This window comes from Marinobacter sp. MMG032, from assembly GCF_040112695.1.
Lineage (GTDB): Bacteria > Pseudomonadota > Gammaproteobacteria > Pseudomonadales > Oleiphilaceae > Marinobacter > Marinobacter salsuginis.
On sequence record NZ_CP157802.1, the window covers coordinates 506,311 to 522,830 of the forward strand.

The 16,520-nt window shown below is 57.4% G+C and carries 14 protein-coding genes; 5 read left to right on the forward strand and 9 right to left on the reverse strand.

What is annotated here, in order from left to right; all coding sequences use genetic code 11:
* Nucleotides 1-19: 19 nt before the first annotated feature.
* From ABNF92_RS02360 to ABNF92_RS02370, 3 genes are all read left to right on the forward strand, one after another.
* Nucleotides 20-511: an RNA polymerase sigma factor gene (locus ABNF92_RS02360; RefSeq protein WP_069184641.1), complete on the forward strand. Its 492-nt coding sequence runs from the start codon at nucleotides 20-22 to the stop codon at nucleotides 509-511.
* Nucleotides 508-1,233 (forward strand): hypothetical protein, encoded by a 726-nt coding sequence (locus tag ABNF92_RS02365; RefSeq protein ID WP_069184640.1) that lies wholly within the window; start codon nucleotides 508-510, stop codon nucleotides 1,231-1,233. Before ABNF92_RS02360 ends, ABNF92_RS02365 begins: the two co-directional genes overlap by 4 nt.
* A gap of 110 nt (nucleotides 1,234-1,343) precedes the next feature.
* Nucleotides 1,344-2,906 carry a glutamate synthase-related protein gene (locus tag ABNF92_RS02370; RefSeq protein WP_349343337.1) on the forward strand — a complete coding sequence of 521 codons (1,563 nt, stop codon included), beginning with the start codon at nucleotides 1,344-1,346 and terminating at the stop codon, nucleotides 2,904-2,906.
* Here ABNF92_RS02370 and ABNF92_RS02375 read toward each other — a convergent pair.
* Nucleotides 2,876-4,969, reverse strand: a complete 2,094-nt coding sequence (locus ABNF92_RS02375; RefSeq protein WP_069184638.1) for a dehydrogenase — start codon at nucleotides 4,967-4,969, stop codon at nucleotides 2,876-2,878. The genes ABNF92_RS02370 and ABNF92_RS02375 overlap by 31 nt on opposite strands.
* A 161-nt stretch (nucleotides 4,970-5,130) precedes the next feature.
* Here ABNF92_RS02375 and ABNF92_RS02380 point away from each other — a divergent pair, with 161 nt between their 5' ends.
* Complete coding sequence (locus ABNF92_RS02380; RefSeq protein ID WP_349343338.1) at nucleotides 5,131-6,144, forward strand: class I fructose-bisphosphate aldolase; 1,014 nt, start codon at nucleotides 5,131-5,133, stop codon at nucleotides 6,142-6,144.
* A gap of 19 nt (nucleotides 6,145-6,163) precedes the next feature.
* Here ABNF92_RS02380 and ABNF92_RS02385 read toward each other — a convergent pair whose 3' ends face one another.
* The 8 genes from ABNF92_RS02385 to ABNF92_RS02420 form a co-directional block, all read right to left on the reverse strand.
* Nucleotides 6,164-7,156, reverse strand: a complete 993-nt coding sequence (locus tag ABNF92_RS02385; RefSeq protein ID WP_069184636.1) for an MBL fold metallo-hydrolase — start codon at nucleotides 7,154-7,156, stop codon at nucleotides 6,164-6,166.
* Between the two features lie 108 nt (nucleotides 7,157-7,264).
* Complete coding sequence (locus ABNF92_RS02390) at nucleotides 7,265-8,236, reverse strand: tRNA-dihydrouridine synthase (RefSeq protein WP_349343339.1); 972 nt, start codon at nucleotides 8,234-8,236, stop codon at nucleotides 7,265-7,267.
* A gap of 137 nt (nucleotides 8,237-8,373) precedes the next feature.
* Entirely contained in the window at nucleotides 8,374-10,548 is a 2,175-nt protein-coding gene (katG, locus tag ABNF92_RS02395) for a catalase/peroxidase HPI (protein ID WP_349343340.1), read from the reverse strand.
* A gap of 365 nt (nucleotides 10,549-10,913) precedes the next feature.
* Complete coding sequence (locus ABNF92_RS02400) at nucleotides 10,914-11,132, reverse strand: DUF2835 domain-containing protein (RefSeq protein ID WP_008172004.1); 219 nt, start codon at nucleotides 11,130-11,132, stop codon at nucleotides 10,914-10,916.
* A gap of 6 nt (nucleotides 11,133-11,138) precedes the next feature.
* Complete coding sequence (gene htpG, locus ABNF92_RS02405; RefSeq protein WP_349343341.1) at nucleotides 11,139-13,031, reverse strand: molecular chaperone HtpG; 1,893 nt, start codon at nucleotides 13,029-13,031, stop codon at nucleotides 11,139-11,141.
* A 335-nt stretch (nucleotides 13,032-13,366) separates the two neighbouring features.
* Nucleotides 13,367-13,801, reverse strand: coding sequence for a PaaI family thioesterase (locus ABNF92_RS02410; protein ID WP_069184632.1), 435 nt, complete (start codon nucleotides 13,799-13,801; stop codon nucleotides 13,367-13,369).
* Nucleotides 13,798-14,268: a PaaI family thioesterase gene (locus ABNF92_RS02415; RefSeq protein ID WP_349343342.1), complete on the reverse strand. Its 471-nt coding sequence runs from the start codon at nucleotides 14,266-14,268 to the stop codon at nucleotides 13,798-13,800. Before ABNF92_RS02415 ends, ABNF92_RS02410 begins: the two co-directional genes overlap by 4 nt.
* 18 nt (nucleotides 14,269-14,286) lie before the next feature.
* The gene (locus tag ABNF92_RS02420; RefSeq protein WP_136629693.1) at nucleotides 14,287-15,027 is read right to left on the reverse strand and encodes a DUF599 domain-containing protein; all 741 of its coding nucleotides are present in this window, start codon (nucleotides 15,025-15,027) and stop codon (nucleotides 14,287-14,289) included.
* A gap of 199 nt (nucleotides 15,028-15,226) precedes the next feature.
* On the opposite strand from ABNF92_RS02420, the gene ABNF92_RS02425 reads away from it, so the two are divergent.
* Nucleotides 15,227-16,504 (forward strand): M48 family metalloprotease, encoded by a 1,278-nt coding sequence (locus ABNF92_RS02425; protein ID WP_349343343.1) that lies wholly within the window; start codon nucleotides 15,227-15,229, stop codon nucleotides 16,502-16,504.
* The last annotated feature ends 16 nt before the right edge of the window (nucleotides 16,505-16,520 follow it).

Here is a 16,520-nt window from a genome sequence, read left to right on the forward strand (position 1 = left end):
TCAACTCTGAAAAAGAACTATGCAACAGGAACTCAAGGATCTACTACCAGCCCTGAGAAGGTTTGCGTACTCCCTGACGGGCTCCATGGCCGATGCCGACGACCTCTTACAGAATACCGTCGAGAGAATCCTGACCCGCGATATGCCCAGTGATGTCGATCTCACGAAATGGGCCTTCCGGATATGCCGCAATGTCTGGATAGACGAGTGTCGGGCTCGAAAGGTTCGTCGGGATGCCACCGAAAATCCGGAGTTAAGTGATGGGCAAGTGACCGATGGCGAGCATCAGACAACGAAAGAGATCGAGTGGAGCCGTGTGGACGCCGCCATGTCGCGCCTTCCCGAAGACCAGCGACAGATCATTTCTCTCGTTGCTATCCAGGGAATGCCCTACAAGATGGTGGCGGAAATACTCGAGGTGCCCAAAGGCACTGTCATGAGCCGGCTGGCCCGTGCCCGGGCAGCCCTGAGCGAAGCTCTGTCACCCGCAACCTTGAGGAGCGAGTCATGAAGATTACAGACGAAACACTGTCAGCATTTCTGGACAGTGAACTGAGCCCATCGGAAATGGAGGCTGTCAGGGAGCGGCTCGCAACGGACCCATCCCTGACCGACCGGTTGGCGGAGCTTGCGGCCGTTGATTCAGAACTAAAGAGCCACTACGGCGACATTGATGACCGTCCCTTCCCCGAATCAGTCACCAGGATGCTCGCTGAGGATAATCGGGAGACGCCAAAGCCAACGGATAGCAATGTTGTATCGTTTCCCTGGTGGCGCAGACTGCGCGGGCATTCAGGTAAAGCCATTGCAGCAGCCGTGGTCGCAGGGTTCGCGATGGCGCAGTGGCTTACCATGCCAACCGCGGACAATGCGGTATGGTCAGAGGTAGCGGCGACACTGGACAGCCGCCCCAGCGGAGAAACCTATTCTGTGAATGCCAGCATCGAACTTACACCTCGACTGACCTTCAGAAACCAATCCGGTGAATGGTGTCGGCAGTTCCGGTTAGAGACCCACAGCAATGGGTCGGAGCAGATTGCCTGTCGCACCCATTCGGGGAACTGGGAACAGCGAGTTCAGGTGGAAACAGGTCAGGCAGTTGCAAGCGACGGCTACCGGACAGCCAGCGGAGGAAGCGTACTTGACGACCAACTCGACCGCATGATGGCGACGCCACCAATTGGCCCAGAGAAAGAACACGAATTGCTGGAGCGAAATTGGCGAACGGAATAGCACTGACAGCATTTCTGACCCACACTTGGTCATTACAAGTAGCCTATTTGCGTTTGATGCCCGTACACCTTTGTACATTTACCGGCATACGCCAAACAAGGAGCTTTGCAATGAGCAATCCGGTGATCGCTGATAACAAGCCCAAGAAAGTCAGTCTCAAAAAGGGCGAAGAATACGCCTTCTGCGTCTGTGGTCGTTCCAATAACCAGCCGTTCTGCGACGGTTCCCATGGAGACACCGGATTCAAACCCAAGGTCTTCAAGGCGGAAAAAGACGAAGAGGCGGTTCTGTGCCAGTGCAAACAGACCGGAAGCGCTCCCTACTGTGACGGCACCCACCAGCAGTTCAGCGATGATCAGGTTGGCAAGGAGGCACCTGATTCTGACGACGATGGCGACGATGAGAGCCAGTCCGGTGACGCTCCAAAAGCCAAGTCGACAAAGGACGAGCCGACGGAGTTTATTCACCAGTTAGCGCGTGAGGGCCTGAGCAACATGGGCCACCATGGCCCAACAACCGCCATGGGCGTGCCCCGTCACACCCTGCCCCATTGGGACGATCTGCAGCTAATGGTGGCCCAGATGGCCAGCAAACCGTTGGCCGATGACGCCGAAGTATCAACGGAACTGGTGATCGGACCTGAAGCACGCAAACCCCTCACCCTGAGCATGCCCCTTTTCGTTTCGGACATGAGCTTCGGCGCTCTATCGGAGGAGGCAAAAATTGCCCTGGCCCGGGGCGCCGAGCTTGCGGGAACCGGTATCTGTTCCGGCGAAGGCGGCATGTTACCGGAGGAGCAGCAGGAAAACTCACGCTACTTCTATGAACTGGCCAGCGCCAAGTTTGGCTACAAAGAAGAGCTGTTGAAGAAAGTCCAGGCATTCCATTTCAAGGGTGGGCAGGGCGCCAAGACCGGTACCGGCGGCCACCTGCCCGCCAACAAAAACACCGGCAAGATCTCACAGGTTCGCAACATTCCCGAGGGTGAATCTGCCATTTCACCACCCACGTTCGAGGATCTGCGCTCGGTCGAGGATTTCCAGCGCTTCGCCAGCCATGTTCGGGAAATCACCGGCGGAATTCCTGTGGGCTTCAAACTCAGCGCCAATCACATTGAGCGGGATGTTCAGTTCGCGCTGGATGCCGGCGCCGATTACATCATTCTGGACGGCCGTGGCGGAGGTACCGGCGCTGCGCCCGAAATCTTCCGCGACCACATCAGTGTGCCGACCATTCCGGCCCTGGCTCGCGCCCGGCGCTATCTGGATGATCGCGGCGCCAGCGGACGAGTCACGCTGATCGTGACCGGCGGCCTGCGGGTGCCCATTGATTTCGTGAAGGCGATGGCCCTGGGTGCAGACGGCATTGCGATTGCCAACAGTGCCATGCAGTCCATCGGCTGTGTTGCTGCCCGTATCTGCAACACCAATAACTGCCCCGCTGGCATCGCAACCCAGAACAGGGATCTGCGCCAGCGGTTGAACGTGGACCAGTCGGCCAAACAGCTGCAGAACTTCCTTGAGGCCTCGGTCTCACTGATGCAGGTAATGGCAAGGGCCTGCGGCCATGACAGCCTCAGCAAACTGAATATCGATGACCTGTCCACCTGGCATCGGGAGATGGCCCTGCTCAGCGGCGTGCGCTACGCCGGTGTGCTCGATCCCTCTGCCTGAGGTTCTTGCGCCTGAGGTTCTTCTGCACTGGCCGCCAGGGTTCGAACCCGTTCGAAGTCCTCCTCGGTGAACACACCGTTCACCCCGGAGATTGCGGCCAGTTTCATGCCATGCTTCAGGCCGAGCTTGTAGATCTCCCGCACTTTCTCCCATTCGATGTTTCGGCCCAGGGTAAAGTTCTCGAAACGCGCCTCAAGGGCCAGCACAATGGTTTCCGCCAGGCAGGCATAGGCAATACCTTTGGGCAAGCCGATGTCTTTCATGTGTACGTCGCCCGGTAGCTGTATTTCGCCGGATTCGATCACCAGCACATCCGGACGCTTTGCCACGTCTTCTGCCGGAATATCCAGGGGGCGCGCTACGTCGGTGATCACACAACCCGGCTTCACTTTCATGATGTCGAGAATGCGTTTGCCGGCTCCGGAGGTGGCAGTGACGATCATGTCCATGTCCGCCAGATCGCGTTCGGCCGAACCGGCAACATGCACGATGGCCCCGGGCGTTTCCTGTTCGATGCTTTCCTTGAGCGCCAGGAGTTTCGCCGGCTCCGGTGCCGCCAGGTAGACCTCATCCACTGCCTTGGCCAGCAATCGTGCACAGACGGAGCCGATGGCACCTGTAGCACCCACCACCATCGCCTTGCCGGCGGCCTTGCCGCTGGCGCCGATACTTACCCGCCCTATTTTCTTCATGGCATCATGGGCCGCCCAAAGCGCGCCGGAGGCACTGTAGCTGTTACCGGTTGTGATCGGCAGCGGTGCCCGCTTGGCCACCGTAATACCTGCATCCCCCACTACCTTGGTGAACGCCCCCAGGCCCATGATCTGGGCCCCGAGTTTCTTGGCCAGTTTTGCGGCCTGCAACAGCCGGGCGTAGGTAAATTCCGGCCCGTGGGCCATGATTTCCCGGGGGGTGCCACCCACGGTAATCAGCCAGCCCTCTACCTCATCGCCATTCGGTGACCGGATTCCGGACACCTTCGAATAAATAAACGGTGGTGAATAGGCGATGGCCTTTTCCACCAGGTTCATCACCACAGGAGGGGAAACATTGGCAACCCAATCCAGCGGCGGCGTCTTGGTGAGGTATTGCTGGGAAAGCGGATGAATAACAAACGCAAACCGGTTCACCCGACGGTAGCCATCCGGATACAGGATTCGCGGCTCAATACCGAGACTCTGGATAACATCCAGATAATCGTCCGGTCCCAGCTGATCCGGTGTTCTGGAGAGCGCGGCGCTGATCATCGCCTCCATCACATTCACGCCCAGGGGTCGGCCTTCCAGCCATGGACTGTAGTCAACGACCATGGCAACCCGGCGGGACCTCATCCAGTCGAGCGCCGAGTCAGTAACCCGCGAAGTTATGATGGTCTTGCCATCCAGCTCTTTCTGCGTGAAATGCTCCAGGTCTCCGATGGCGCCTACGATCACGTGGGAATCGGCCACGGCATGGTGCAATGAGCCTTTAACGAGGTTTTCACCCAGACGATATAAGGGTGTGCGAAGAATGGTTTCTACCGCTTTCACGGCTGCTGGCCTGAACATGATCGGAGCCGTCAGCGAGGTGTAGGTTTCCAGTTGCTTCAGGGAAGTCAGCAGCCTGGGCACCCCGAAATCCGTGTACGGGTCGGCAAAGAAAAGGTTGTCGGTGTGTTCCGAGAGGGACCGGGCAATTCGATAACCGGCCTGCCCATTCATAAACAGCACACGGGCGTTGTCGAAAAAATGCCCCAGTTCGGATTGGGTGTGGCGGACGGCCCATTCCTGCAGGATCGCCCTCAGGCCCGCACCGGTGGTCACGGGCTTGTCAGGCACACAGGCCTCCAGGCGAGCGGTATCGGGGTGTTCAAGCTGCTCCCGACCCACCTCATAGTGATCGTGGACCATACTCAGACCAATGGCGTCGGCCTGCGTGTGTACCGACTCAAGAACCGCTTCGGCACGGGAAAGGTCGCCGTCTGTGCCAATTCGAATAATCCGGAAAGGCTGGCCGAGGAAGGAGGTCTCCAGATCGTAATCGTATTCGGAAGATCCCAGGCTGACACTGACAACGGTTTTCATATTCAGGCTTCCCTTTTCCCTGTTGTTATTGTTGAAGCATAAATCACAGTGCAGGCTTCTGCCTTAGCCCAGATCAAATTCCACACACCTATTCAACGTCTACAATAAGGTAGCGGGCCGAACGACCAATCAGACCTTCAAGGATTAATCAGGAGCTCACTATGACCACTCAGGAAGAACTCAGCACGACCATCCGGGATCTGGTTCAGCCAGGCAAGGGAATCCTCGCGGCGGATGAAAGCCACCCCACCATTGCCAAGCGCTTCAAAGCCGTTGGCGTGGAGTCGAGCGAGGATATGCGGCGGGAATATCGGAGCCTCATTTTTTCGGCTTCCGGGCTCGGGGAATTCATCAGTGGGGTCATCCTGTTTGAAGAGACACTCGGCCAGCAGAGCCTCGATAATGTGCCCATGCCGAAGCTTCTGGCCAGCAAAGGCATAGTGCCAGGTATCAAGGTCGACAAGGGTAAAGGCCCTCTCGTGAATGCCCCCGGTGATGAAATCACCTTTGGTCTGGATGGCCTGGACGACCGCCTGGAAATCTACAAGAACCAGGGGGCACGGTTTGCCAAGTGGCGGGATGTGTTCCACATCTCAGACACCCTGCCCTCGCGGCAGGCGATCGAGGCGAATGCCGAGGTTCTCGCCCGTTACGCGGCTATCTGCCAGTCCCTGGGTATTGTGCCTATCGTCGAGCCGGAAGTGCTGATTGATGGCAATCACAGCATTGATCGCTGCGCCGAAGTGAGCGAAGCGGTCATTCGCGAGGTTTTCCGAGCCCTTTACCGGCATAAAGTTCAGCTGGAACAGATGATCCTGAAGCCCAGCATGGTGACACCGGGCAAGGAAAATTCAAAGGCCGCGCCTGAAGAAGTGGCGACAGCAACACTTGCTGTCTTTCGAAGAGCGGTACCGGCTGCGGTTCCGGGCATCTTCTTCCTGTCGGGCGGGCAAACTCCTGAAGAGGCCACTATCAACCTGAATGCCATGAACAGCATGGGGCCTCAGCCCTGGGAGCTCAGCTTTTCCTATGGACGTGCGCTGCAGGAGCCGGCCCAGAAAGCCTGGGCCGGCAATCTGGAGAATGGCCCCGAAGCCCAGTCGGCGATACTCAAGCGCGCTCGTCTGAACGGCGCAGCGCGCTCGGGCAACTACCAGCCGGAGATGGAGAACTGATCGGCTGCCGCATTGATCATCAATTACAGCCGGATATACAGCTGGCCATACTGTTGAACGCCATGGTGCGGCCACTGAGCGGAACATGGACCGGCACGTTCACGGAATCCCGGAACAACTCCGTGCGCGTGCCGTCCTGAACCTTGCCGCCGGAGGTGGCCGGCTCGTTGGCATGGGAGGCAATGACGGCCTTCGGTTGCACCAGATGGTTGATCACATAGGCGGCCTGCCTGGGTCCGGTGGTGAACGTATCTCCTATGTTCATCACCGCAAGCCCCGCACCATAGTGATCTCTCACAACCAGCTGCTGCTCAGCGGTAATACCGGTATCACCTGACAGGTAAACGACCAGGCCATTCGAAAACTTCAACACGTAGCCCGTTGGTGGTCCCACACTGGCACCCACACCGGCAGCTGCCAGGTATTCCGCCAATGGACCGGTCAGGAAGGAAGGTGAAACGCCGTTGCTGTGAACCGCAGGCACCGTGGTGATCGCCACTCCGCCAACCTCACGTTCGCCCCCAAAACGCACCAGCATGGAGTTGGCGGGATCACCGCCAGCGTCCTTGAGCTTGGCGGCAAAAAAGGCAGGCATTTCACTGCCTGTCACGATCTTTGCGTTGTGTTTCACTGCAATATCGACGGTGTTGGATTGTGGCAGCGTTGAAACACCGGTGTCCGGGGACCCGCAGGTGCCCTGGTTTGTCTTGCTGATTCGTTGGTCACCCACGTGGTCCCCATGCATATGGGAAACCAGCACAATGTCGATCTTGCCCAGACGTGGATCGTCTGGCCCGGCGACGGTTCGGCCGGCATCGTAGAGAATCCGGGTGCCGTTCGGATCTTCAAACACCAGCGCCCGGTCACGGCCACAGAATTCACCATCGTGGCTACCCAAGGGGGTCACCTTTACCACATGGTCATCAGCTGCGGCGGGCAAGGCCGCAACCAAAAGCATACAGGCAATCACTCCGGCACTCGCCAGGGCGTAACGGAATAGTCCTGGAAACATGTTGATCGTCCTCCCAGTCGCTTTTTTGTTCGTAACAGTTTAGATACGAACAAAAACACCGTTGATACCAGTGTCAACGGAGGAAATTCCAACTTGGGAAGATTTGGGTCAGGCTGCGCGCGTGTCTGTCAGGATAACCGGCTGCTCTAGGCATGCCATCATGGGTGCCACCTGACGAATTTTTCGAGCCTCTGGCCAGAGCGCTTCTGCCTCGGCAAAACCCTGGCGGAGAAAATTGAGCCACTGCTTGATGCGACCGGTCACATAGCGGTCCTCAAGCCAGCCCTGGAGAACGGTCGCGTACTCGCGAACCAGCGCCACGGCCTCCGTCCAGGTCATATCAGCCACGGTTTCACCCTGCTGGCTGGCCTTGATCCGGCGGGCGAGGTCTGGCCGCGCGATCAGGCCACGGCCAATCATCACGTCATCGCAGCCGGACACCTCACGGCATCGCCAGTAATCCGCGACCGTCCAGATCTCGCCGTTGGCAATGATGTGGGTTTTTACCGCCTCCCTTGCCCGGGCGATTTCCTCCCAGTAGGCCGGCGGTTTGTAGCCATCCACTTTGCTGCGGGCATGGATAACAATCTCTTCGGCACCGGCGGATTCCAGTGCCTGCGCACAAGCCACGCCCATGGAACGGTCGTCGTAGCCCAGCCGCATCTTGGCGGTAACAGGTACATGGCCTGGCACAGCCTGACGAACAGCAGCCACAATTTCGTGCATGAGCTCCGGCTCCCGCATCAACACGCAGCCGCCCTTGTGTTTATTCACGGTTTTGGCGGGGCAGCCAAAGTTGATGTCCACCTGGGTAGCACCAAGTTCCGCAGCCCGCACGCCATGGCGTGCCATCTGATGAGGGTCTGAACCCAATAGCTGAACGGCAACGGGGGTACCTACTTGAGTGAGTGACCGGTTGTGTAGCTCGGGGGCGTATTTATAGAACACTCTCGGAGGCAGCATGCCATGGGTCACGCGAACGAATTCGGTTACGCACCGATCTATCCCGCCAACCTTGGTCAGGGTTTCGCGGATAGGTGCGTCGACCAGCCCTTCCATCGGGGCAAGGATGATTCGCATGAAGGCTCCAGAGGTTTGATCAAAAGGGGTAAAGGTTGTGGCTGATCAAAAATCAGACGGAGCGGATTGTAGGGAATTTGGCGGGAAGTTGGTAGCCGGGCATTCCGCAATGGAATGCCCGGCTGGTTACGGCTGGTTTACTTCTTGACGTCGAAGCGATCGGCGTTCATGACCTTGGTCCAGGCGGCGACGAAGTCGTTCACGAACTTCTCTTCGTTGTCGTCCTGGGCGTACACCTCTGCGTAGGCACGCAGGATGGAGTTGGAGCCGAACACGAGATCAACACGGGTCGCGGTGAACTTGGTATCACCAGTCTTGCGATCCACGATGTTATACGAGTTCTTGCCAGTAGGCTCCCAACGGTTTGCCATGTCAGTCAGATTCACGAAGAAGTCATTGGTCAGTTGGCCAACGCGATCTGTGAATACGCCGTGCTTGGTGCCGCCATAGTTGGTCCCGAGCACCCGCATGCCGCCAAGAAGAACGGTCATTTCAGGCGCGGTCAGACCCATCAGTTGGGCACGGTCCAGAAGCATTTCTTCAGGCTTGACCACGTAATCCTTCTTCTGCCAGTTGCGGAAGCCATCAGCCAACGGCTCCATCGGTTCGAAGGATTCTGCGTCCGTCATCTCGTCGGTCGCATCGCCACGACCCTTGAGGAAGGGAACGTGCACGTCATGGCCGGCAGCTTTGGCTGCCATCTCGATGCCCAGGTTACCACCCAACACGATCACGTCAGCGATGCTGGCGCCGGTGTCGGCCGAAATCTGTTCATACACCTTGAGCACCTTGTCCAGACGGTCGGGCTCATTGCCCTGCCAGTCCTTCTGGGGAGCCAAGCGAATCCGGGCACCGTTGGCACCACCACGCATATCAGATCCGCGGAACGTGCGGGCGCTGTCCCAGGCGGTGCAGACCAACTCGTTCAGGCTCAGACCCGCTGCGGCGATTTTCTCCTTCACCACCTCTTCGATGTAGTTGGTCTCGCCCTGGGGCACCGGATCCTGCCAGATCAGGTCTTCATCCGGCACACCCGGACCAATGTAACGGGACTTCGGCCCCATATCGCGGTGCGTCAGCTTGAACCAGGCACGGGCGAAGCAATCCTTGAAGTAATGCGGATCGGCCATGAACTTCTCGCAGATCGCACGGTACTTCGGGTCCACCTTCATGGCCATATCCGCATCAGTCATCATCGGCTTGCGACGGACAGATGGGTCGGTCGGGTCGACCGGCATGTGCTCTTCTTTGATGTCGATCGGCTCCCACTGGTTCGCACCAGCCGGGCTCTTGGTCAGCTGCCACTCGTAACCGAACAACAGATCGAAATAGCCCATGTCGAACTTGGTCGGGTTCGTCGTCCAGGCGCCTTCGATACCGGAGGTGACGGCATTGGTCGCCTTGCCGCCGAGGTTCGGGTTCATCCAGCCGAAGCCCTGGGTTTCGACGTCTGCACCTTCCGGCTCTGGTCCAAGGGCATCGGCATCACCATTACCGTGAGCTTTACCAACCGTGTGGCCGCCCGCGGTCAACGCTGCAGTCTCTTCATCATTCATCGCCATGCGGGCAAAGGTCGTTCTTACCTGCTCGGCGGTCTTCTGGGGATCCGGTTGACCATTGACGCCCTCCGGGTTCACATAGATCAGACCCATCTGCACGGCGGCCAGAGGGTTTTCCATGGTGTCAGGCTTGTTCACGTCCTCATAACGGCTGTCCGATGGTGCCAGCCACTCTTTTTCCGCACCCCAGTAGATGTCTTTCTCCGGGTGCCAGATGTCCTCCCGGCCGTAGGAGAAACCAAACGTCTTCAGGCCAAACGATTCATAGGCAACGTTACCGGCCAGGATAAACAGGTCGGCCCAGCTCACCTTGTTGCCGTACTTTTTCTTCAGCGGCCACAGCAGACGGCGGGCCTTGTCGAGGTTGCCGTTGTCGGGCCACGAGTTCAGAGGAGCAAATCGCTGGTTACCGGTACCCGCACCACCGCGGCCATCGGCCAGTCGATAGGTACCGGCCGCGTGCCACGCCAGACGAATCATCAGACCACCGTAATGACCCCAATCAGCCGGCCACCATTCCTGGCTGTTGGTCATCAACTCGTGCATGTCTTTTTCAAGGGCTTCGTGGTCGAGTTTCCTGACCTCTTCCCGATAGTCGAAATCTTCACCGAGGGGATTGGTTTTGCGGTCGTGCTGATGAAGGATGTCCAGATTGAGGTTCTCAGGCCACCAGCCGGCTACGTCGGCCTTCTCCTGGGTATTCGAGCCATGCATTACGGGGCACTTTCCACCCGCACTGTTGTTGTCGGTCATTTCTCTCTCCTCATTGGGGTTGGCAAAACGACACTGCTTTGATTCAGGCACCTCTAACTATAGGACACAACAAACGATCTGCTCTGAGAATTTCTTATGTCCCGGATAGCGTGTGCCTATAGGGTTTCCCGCACGCCATGCGGGTTCATTCCATTACTGGGCACAAGCGTAATCACTTGAGTAACTCGCCAGGATGTCTAGAAAGTCCGGCCAGGCGATTGAACGACTGAGTGACACTGCATTGGACATGGATCTGCTCCTGCCTAACGAGAACACCACCACCTTAGCGCGAGGTCGATCGCCCAATACAATTAATTAAAAATAAATTTGTGAAAGCTTTTATTTATGAATGAAGTGCTGGCTGACTAGAGCCGCTCAATGGAAGAGAACTTGCCGGCATCGTCAAAAACAATGCGGAAACTGCCGCGAATTCCATCGCGGAGGTAGAAACGGGAGAGAATACGGGCCGGGAAGCGGACGGAGCGTCCGTCCCGGGCCGTGGTGTGAACATCGGTGGCAACGCCCTGATAGAGCTTGATCCACTCATCAGGGCTGATGCTGATATCCACTATAATCTGCTGCATCGGCTATCAGTTGGCCAATTCAAGCAACAGACGGTTCAGGCGGGTAACGTAGGCACCCGGGTCCGGGAGCTGCTCACCGCTTGCCAGGGTGGCCTGGTCCAGCAGGACTGCAGAGAGCTCGTTGAACCGCTCTTCGCCCTTCTCGCTCTCAAGGCGCTGAACCAGAGGGTGGTCCACGTTAATCTCGAAGATCGGTTTACTTTCCGGCACTTTCTGGCCGGCGGCTTCCATGATCTTCTTCATCTGCGCACCCATGTCAAAATCCCCCACAACCAGGCAAGCCGGTGAGTCAGTCAGACGGTTGGTTACACGCACTTCCTGAACCCGGTCGCTCAGAGCATTTTTGATGCGCTCGAGCAGATCCTTGTGCTCTTCGGCCGCCTCTTCCTTGTGCTTCTTGTCTTCCTCGGTCTCGACTTCGCCCAAGTCCAGATCGCCACGAGCGACGTCCTGGAACTGTTTGCCGTCGTACTCGCTGAGGTAGCCCATCATCCACTCGTCGATGCGATCGGTAAGGATCAGAACCTCGATGCCCTTCTTGCGGAAAACTTCCAGGTGCGGGCTGCTCTTGGCCGCGGTGAAGTTGTCGGCGGTAATGTAATAGAGCTTCTTCTGCCCCTCTTTCATACGGCTGATGTAGTCATCGAGAGAGACATTTTGCGTGCTTTCACCGGTGTGAGTGGAGGCAAAGCGCAGCAGACCGGCAATCTTCTCGCGGTTGCTGAAATCTTCCGCCGGGCCTTCCTTCAATACAGTGCCGAATTCACCCCAGAACTTCTGGTACTGCTCCGGATCCTTCTTGTCCAGCTTGGACAGCATGTCCAGAACCCGCTTGGTCAGCGCGGTACGAATGCTTTCCACGGTGCTGTCGTTCTGCAGGATCTCGCGCGAAACGTTCAGGGACAGGTCGTTCGAGTCGATCACACCCTTGGCAAAACGCAGGTACAGCGGCAGGAACTGCTCGGCGTCATCCATGATGAACACGCGCTGCACATACAGCTTCAGGCCGCGGGGCGCTTCCCGGTTGTAAAGATCAAAAGGCGCTCGGGCCGGGATATACAGCAGGCTGGTGTAGTCCAGCTTGCCTTCCACCTTGTTGTGGGACCAGGTCAGCGGGTCTTCAAAATCGTGGGCGATGTGCTTGTAGAACTCCTTGTACTCCTCGTCCTTGATCTCGGTACGCGGAAGGGTCCAGAGCGCGGTCGCATCGTTGACGGTCTCGTACTCGTCTTTCTTCTCGCCTTCATCGGACTCGGCCTTCATGACCACCGGAAACGAAATATGGTCGGAGTACTTCTTCACCAGGCTGCGCAGTTTCCAGCCGTTGGCAAATTCCTTGGCGTCCGATTTCAGGTGCAGCACAATCTGGGTACCACGGTTTTCCCGATTGACTTGCTCAATGGAAAACTCACCGTCGCCCTTGGACTCCCAATGCACGCCCTCTTCTACCGGAGCACCGGCGCGGCGGGTAAACACATCCACCTTGTCGGCCACGATAAACGCCGAATAAAAACCGACACCAAACTGGCCGATCAGCTTGCTGTCCTTCTTCTCATCACCAGACAACTGCTGCAGGAATTCGGCGGTGCCGGAACGGGCAATGGTGCCCAGGTTCTGGATGACGTCGTCACGGGTCATGCCGATACCGTTATCGGTCAGAGTGACAGTATTCGCCTCTTCATCGAAATCCAGGCGAATCTTCAGCTCAGGATCCCCCTCGTAAAGGCCGTCATCTTTCAGTGCTGCGAAACGCAGTTTGTCCTCGGCATCTGAAGCGTTGGAAATCAGCTCACGAAGGAAGATTTCCTTGTTGGAGTACAACGAGTGAATCATCAGGTGAAGCAGCTGCTTCACTTCGGTCTGAAAACCCAGAGTCTCTTTTTGCGTCTCAACCGTCATGGCGTTTTTGTCTCCTGCTACAAATAATCGGGCTAATGGCAGCGCCCGAGTTACCTCATGATTCGTGGAGCGGCACGGGTAGGAAGGGCTTTCCAAAACACGCTGTGAATACATCCATGTACGCTCGGCTCCGCCCCTCGCGCTTTTCGCTCCTGCGTCGCACAAGGGTCCTGGGCAGGCCGTCCATGGCCTGCCCGTGAAGAGCTTTCGCTCTTCGCCCATGGCTCCGCACGGTTTTGGAAAGCCCTTCCTACCCGCGCCACCAGGCTATTGTGTTCGTTCTGAGCAAAAGTGGGGGCACGCCGGGGCATTTCAAGCCCCGGTGCATTGGCAAATCAGTCTTCGAGGAGGAAGTGTGCCCTGGCAGTCGCAATGGGTTGCGAGCGGGATTTTTGCCAGGCGCTGACCATCACATTGGCTACGCGGTTGCCCTGGCGGGTCAGGCGGCATTCGGCGTAGGTTTCGCGGTTGAGACCGGCACGGAGGTAATCCAGGGAAAAATCGACGATGCGGGGCATACGCAGGCTTTCCTGGGACATGATCAGGTAGATGTTGGCGGACATCTCCATGAAACCACCGATCACACCGCCATGAATAGCCGGCAGGATCGGGTTTCCGAGGTTGGAGTCTTTACAGGGCAGACGGAAAATCAGGTCGTCACCGAAGCGCTCGCACTGCAGACCAATCCAGGTGGCGTAGGGAATGCTGTTCAGCATGCGGCTGAAGTCACCGGTCTCCTGGGTGTAGCGCAGGATTTCAGGATCGGTCATTCTTCACCTCCGGTAATCAGGTCCCGGTAGTGTTTCGGGCTGGCATCCTTGCCAATACGCATGAAGGTGGCCACGCAGTTGGCAATGGTTTCACCGCCCTCCTGGTAAGCCTCGCACCGGGTAAAAATGATGTTACGGGTTACCCGGTAGGTTTCGGCCCTTGCGTAGACCGGCTTCCTGGGATGGGCCGGGCGCATGTAGTCCACACGCAGGTCGAGTGTTGGGCAAAGCTCAAAATCGTCCAGTGCGCAAAGGATCACACAGCCTGAGGTGGTATCCATGAGGGTGGTAATGGCGCCGCCATGAATCACACCGGTGTCCGGGTTACCGATAATCCGGTCACTGTATGGCAGGCACAGTGTCAGGCTGCCCTTTTTGGATTCGGTAACGGTAAGCCCCAGCTCTTTGGCCTGGTTGAGTGTGTCGATAAAACGGGTAACCCGTTTCCGTCGGATGTCATCGTTCATTCAGGTTCAACCTGTGGATCAACTTTTGGGTTTTGCGCTGTTTTCCGCCTTGCCGGGCAGCGGCTCTTCGAACACTTTCCCTGCTCTCAACGCCTCCAGTGCCGTAGAACAGAATTCCCGGCGGTAGAGTACGATGACCACCAGGGTGGACGCCGCCATGAAAACGATCGGATGGATAAACCAGCCTACCACGGCAAGCGCGTAATAGTAGGATCGAAGACCCAGGTTGAACGCGTCGCCTGCGAGGTTGCAGATGTTGCCGGCACTGCGGGCGAAGGCTTCCCGTCCTGCCGGGCTGGTTTTGGTATCGTCCGGTGGCGGGGCACTGCCTACCATCACCGAGACAAAATTGTACATCCGCATGGACCAGGTGAATTTGAAGAAGGCATAGATAAACACCACTAGCAGCACCACCATGCGCAGCTCCCAGATTTCCCGGGTCGGCAAGGTTCCGAATGGCATGGTGCTGAACACTTCCATCACTTCCTGGGTGTATCCGAGCGCAGTGATGATACCCGCAAGAATCAGCAGGCAACTGGAGGCGAAAAAGGCGCCGTTTCGCTCCAGGTTACCAACCACCGACGCATCAGCAATCCGGTTTTCCCGGCGCAACATGACGCGCATCCAGTCTTCCCGATAAAGGTCGAGCGTGTTGGAGAGACAGGGTCGGTCGGCGGCGCGGCGTTTGGAGTACTCGGTATAACCCAGCCAACAAACCAGGAACCAGAGCAAAGCGATTAATTCGAGAAGATTACCCATTGGCTGCCCTAGATTTGAAAATGGCGAAACAGAGCGGGAACAGGGGCTTATGATACGCCATGGACCTGTTCGCCACCACCGCTCGAGGCGGAGCGGTCATCCACCCACAACCAATCATGTGCTATAAACTGGCCTTTCAGTAATCGGGCAAAGATTTACGACGGAGCCCGACATAGATTCATCGAAAAGGGAGCTCATCTTGAACCTGTCTGCTATCAAAACCAGCCTCGCTATCATTGCCCTGGCGGTATTGCTGAGTGGTTGCTCGGTCAATCCGGTTACCGGCGAAAAGCAGCTTTCACTGATCGGCGAGAGCCAGGAACTCGCCATGGGCGCGGAGCAATACGAGCCCACACAGCAAACCCAGGGCGGCCGGTTTTATATCGCCCCCGAGCTGAATCTGTACGTGAGCGAGGTCGGCCAGAAGCTGGCGCAGGTCAGCGATCGTCCCGATCTGCCCTACGAATTCGTGGTTCTTAACAGCAGCGTGCCCAACGCCTGGGCCTTGCCCGGAGGCAAGATCGCCATCAATCGCGGCCTGCTGACAGAACTCGAGGACGAGGCTCAGCTTGCCTCGGTTCTTGGCCACGAGATTGTTCACGCTGCGGCCAGACACAGTGTTCAGCGGATGCAACAGGGCATGCTGATCAGTGCCGGCGTTGCTGGCCTCGGCTTTGCGCTTTCGGATAACGAATGGGCCGGGCTGATCATGGGTGGTGCCGCATTGGGGGCCCAACTCGCACTGGCGCAATACAGCCAGGGAGATGAACTGGAATCTGATCATTACGGCATTCTTTACATGAAACAGGCAGGCTACGACCCGCAGGCGGCTGTCGAGCTTCAGGAGCTCTTTCTGAAACTCTCTGAGGGCCGTCAGTCCAGCTTCATTGATGGTCTGTTTGCGACCCATCCACCCTCGGCAAAGAGGGTACAGGAAAACCGCGAACTGGTTCAGAAGATCGGTGCCGGCGGCTATCGGGGAGAGGAAGTCTACGAACGCAAGATGGGCAAGCTCCGTTCGCTGCAACCCGCGTACGAGGCCCACGACAAGGCCATGGAGCTTGCTTCCAAGGGTGAAATGAAACCTGCCCTGGACAAAATAAACGAAGCGATTCGCCTGCTTCCGCGTGAGGCCATGTTCTACGCGCTGCGCGGTCGAATTTATCAGGAGCAGAAGGAAGCCGAGAAAGCCGCTGCCGACTTCGAGAAGGCCGTGGAGCTCTATCCCGAAATGTTTAAATACCGCCTTTACAACGGCCTGAATGCCCTGAGACTCAATAATCTGGACAAGGCCAGGGAAAACCTCATCAAAGCCAATGAAACCGTTCCCACATCCATCGCCTTCCTGCGACTCGGCGATGTCGCGGTAAAACAGAATAATCGAAATGAAGCCATTGCCTATTACAGCAAGGCCGCCGAAGCCGGTGGTGACGTGGCTGAAGAGGCCAAACGTAAACTGGCGGCACTCACGCAATAATTGCCGCCGGAATCGT

Coding starts and splice junctions, on each gene's coding strand:
- ABNF92_RS02370 (WP_349343337.1), top strand. CDS start 1,344: ATGAGCAATCCGGTGATCGCTGATAACAAGCCCAAGAAAGTCAGTCTC.
- ABNF92_RS02360 (WP_069184641.1), top strand. CDS start 20: ATGCAACAGGAACTCAAGGATCTACTACCAGCCCTGAGAAGGTTTGCG.
- ABNF92_RS02375 (WP_069184638.1), bottom strand. CDS start 4,969: ATGAAAACCGTTGTCAGTGTCAGCCTGGGATCTTCCGAATACGATTAC.
- ABNF92_RS02410 (WP_069184632.1), bottom strand. CDS start 13,801: ATGACCGATCCTGAAATCCTGCGCTACACCCAGGAGACCGGTGACTTC.
- katG (WP_349343340.1), bottom strand. CDS start 10,548: ATGACCGACAACAACAGTGCGGGTGGAAAGTGCCCCGTAATGCATGGC.
- ABNF92_RS02385 (WP_069184636.1), bottom strand. CDS start 7,156: ATGTTTCCAGGACTATTCCGTTACGCCCTGGCGAGTGCCGGAGTGATT.
- ABNF92_RS02380 (WP_349343338.1), top strand. CDS start 5,131: ATGACCACTCAGGAAGAACTCAGCACGACCATCCGGGATCTGGTTCAG.
- ABNF92_RS02390 (WP_349343339.1), bottom strand. CDS start 8,236: ATGCGAATCATCCTTGCCCCGATGGAAGGGCTGGTCGACGCACCTATC.
- ABNF92_RS02415 (WP_349343342.1), bottom strand. CDS start 14,268: ATGAACGATGACATCCGACGGAAACGGGTTACCCGTTTTATCGACACA.
- ABNF92_RS02400 (WP_008172004.1), bottom strand. CDS start 11,132: ATGCAGCAGATTATAGTGGATATCAGCATCAGCCCTGATGAGTGGATC.
- htpG (WP_349343341.1), bottom strand. CDS start 13,031: ATGACGGTTGAGACGCAAAAAGAGACTCTGGGTTTTCAGACCGAAGTG.
- ABNF92_RS02420 (WP_136629693.1), bottom strand. CDS start 15,027: ATGGGTAATCTTCTCGAATTAATCGCTTTGCTCTGGTTCCTGGTTTGT.
- ABNF92_RS02365 (WP_069184640.1), top strand. CDS start 508: ATGAAGATTACAGACGAAACACTGTCAGCATTTCTGGACAGTGAACTG.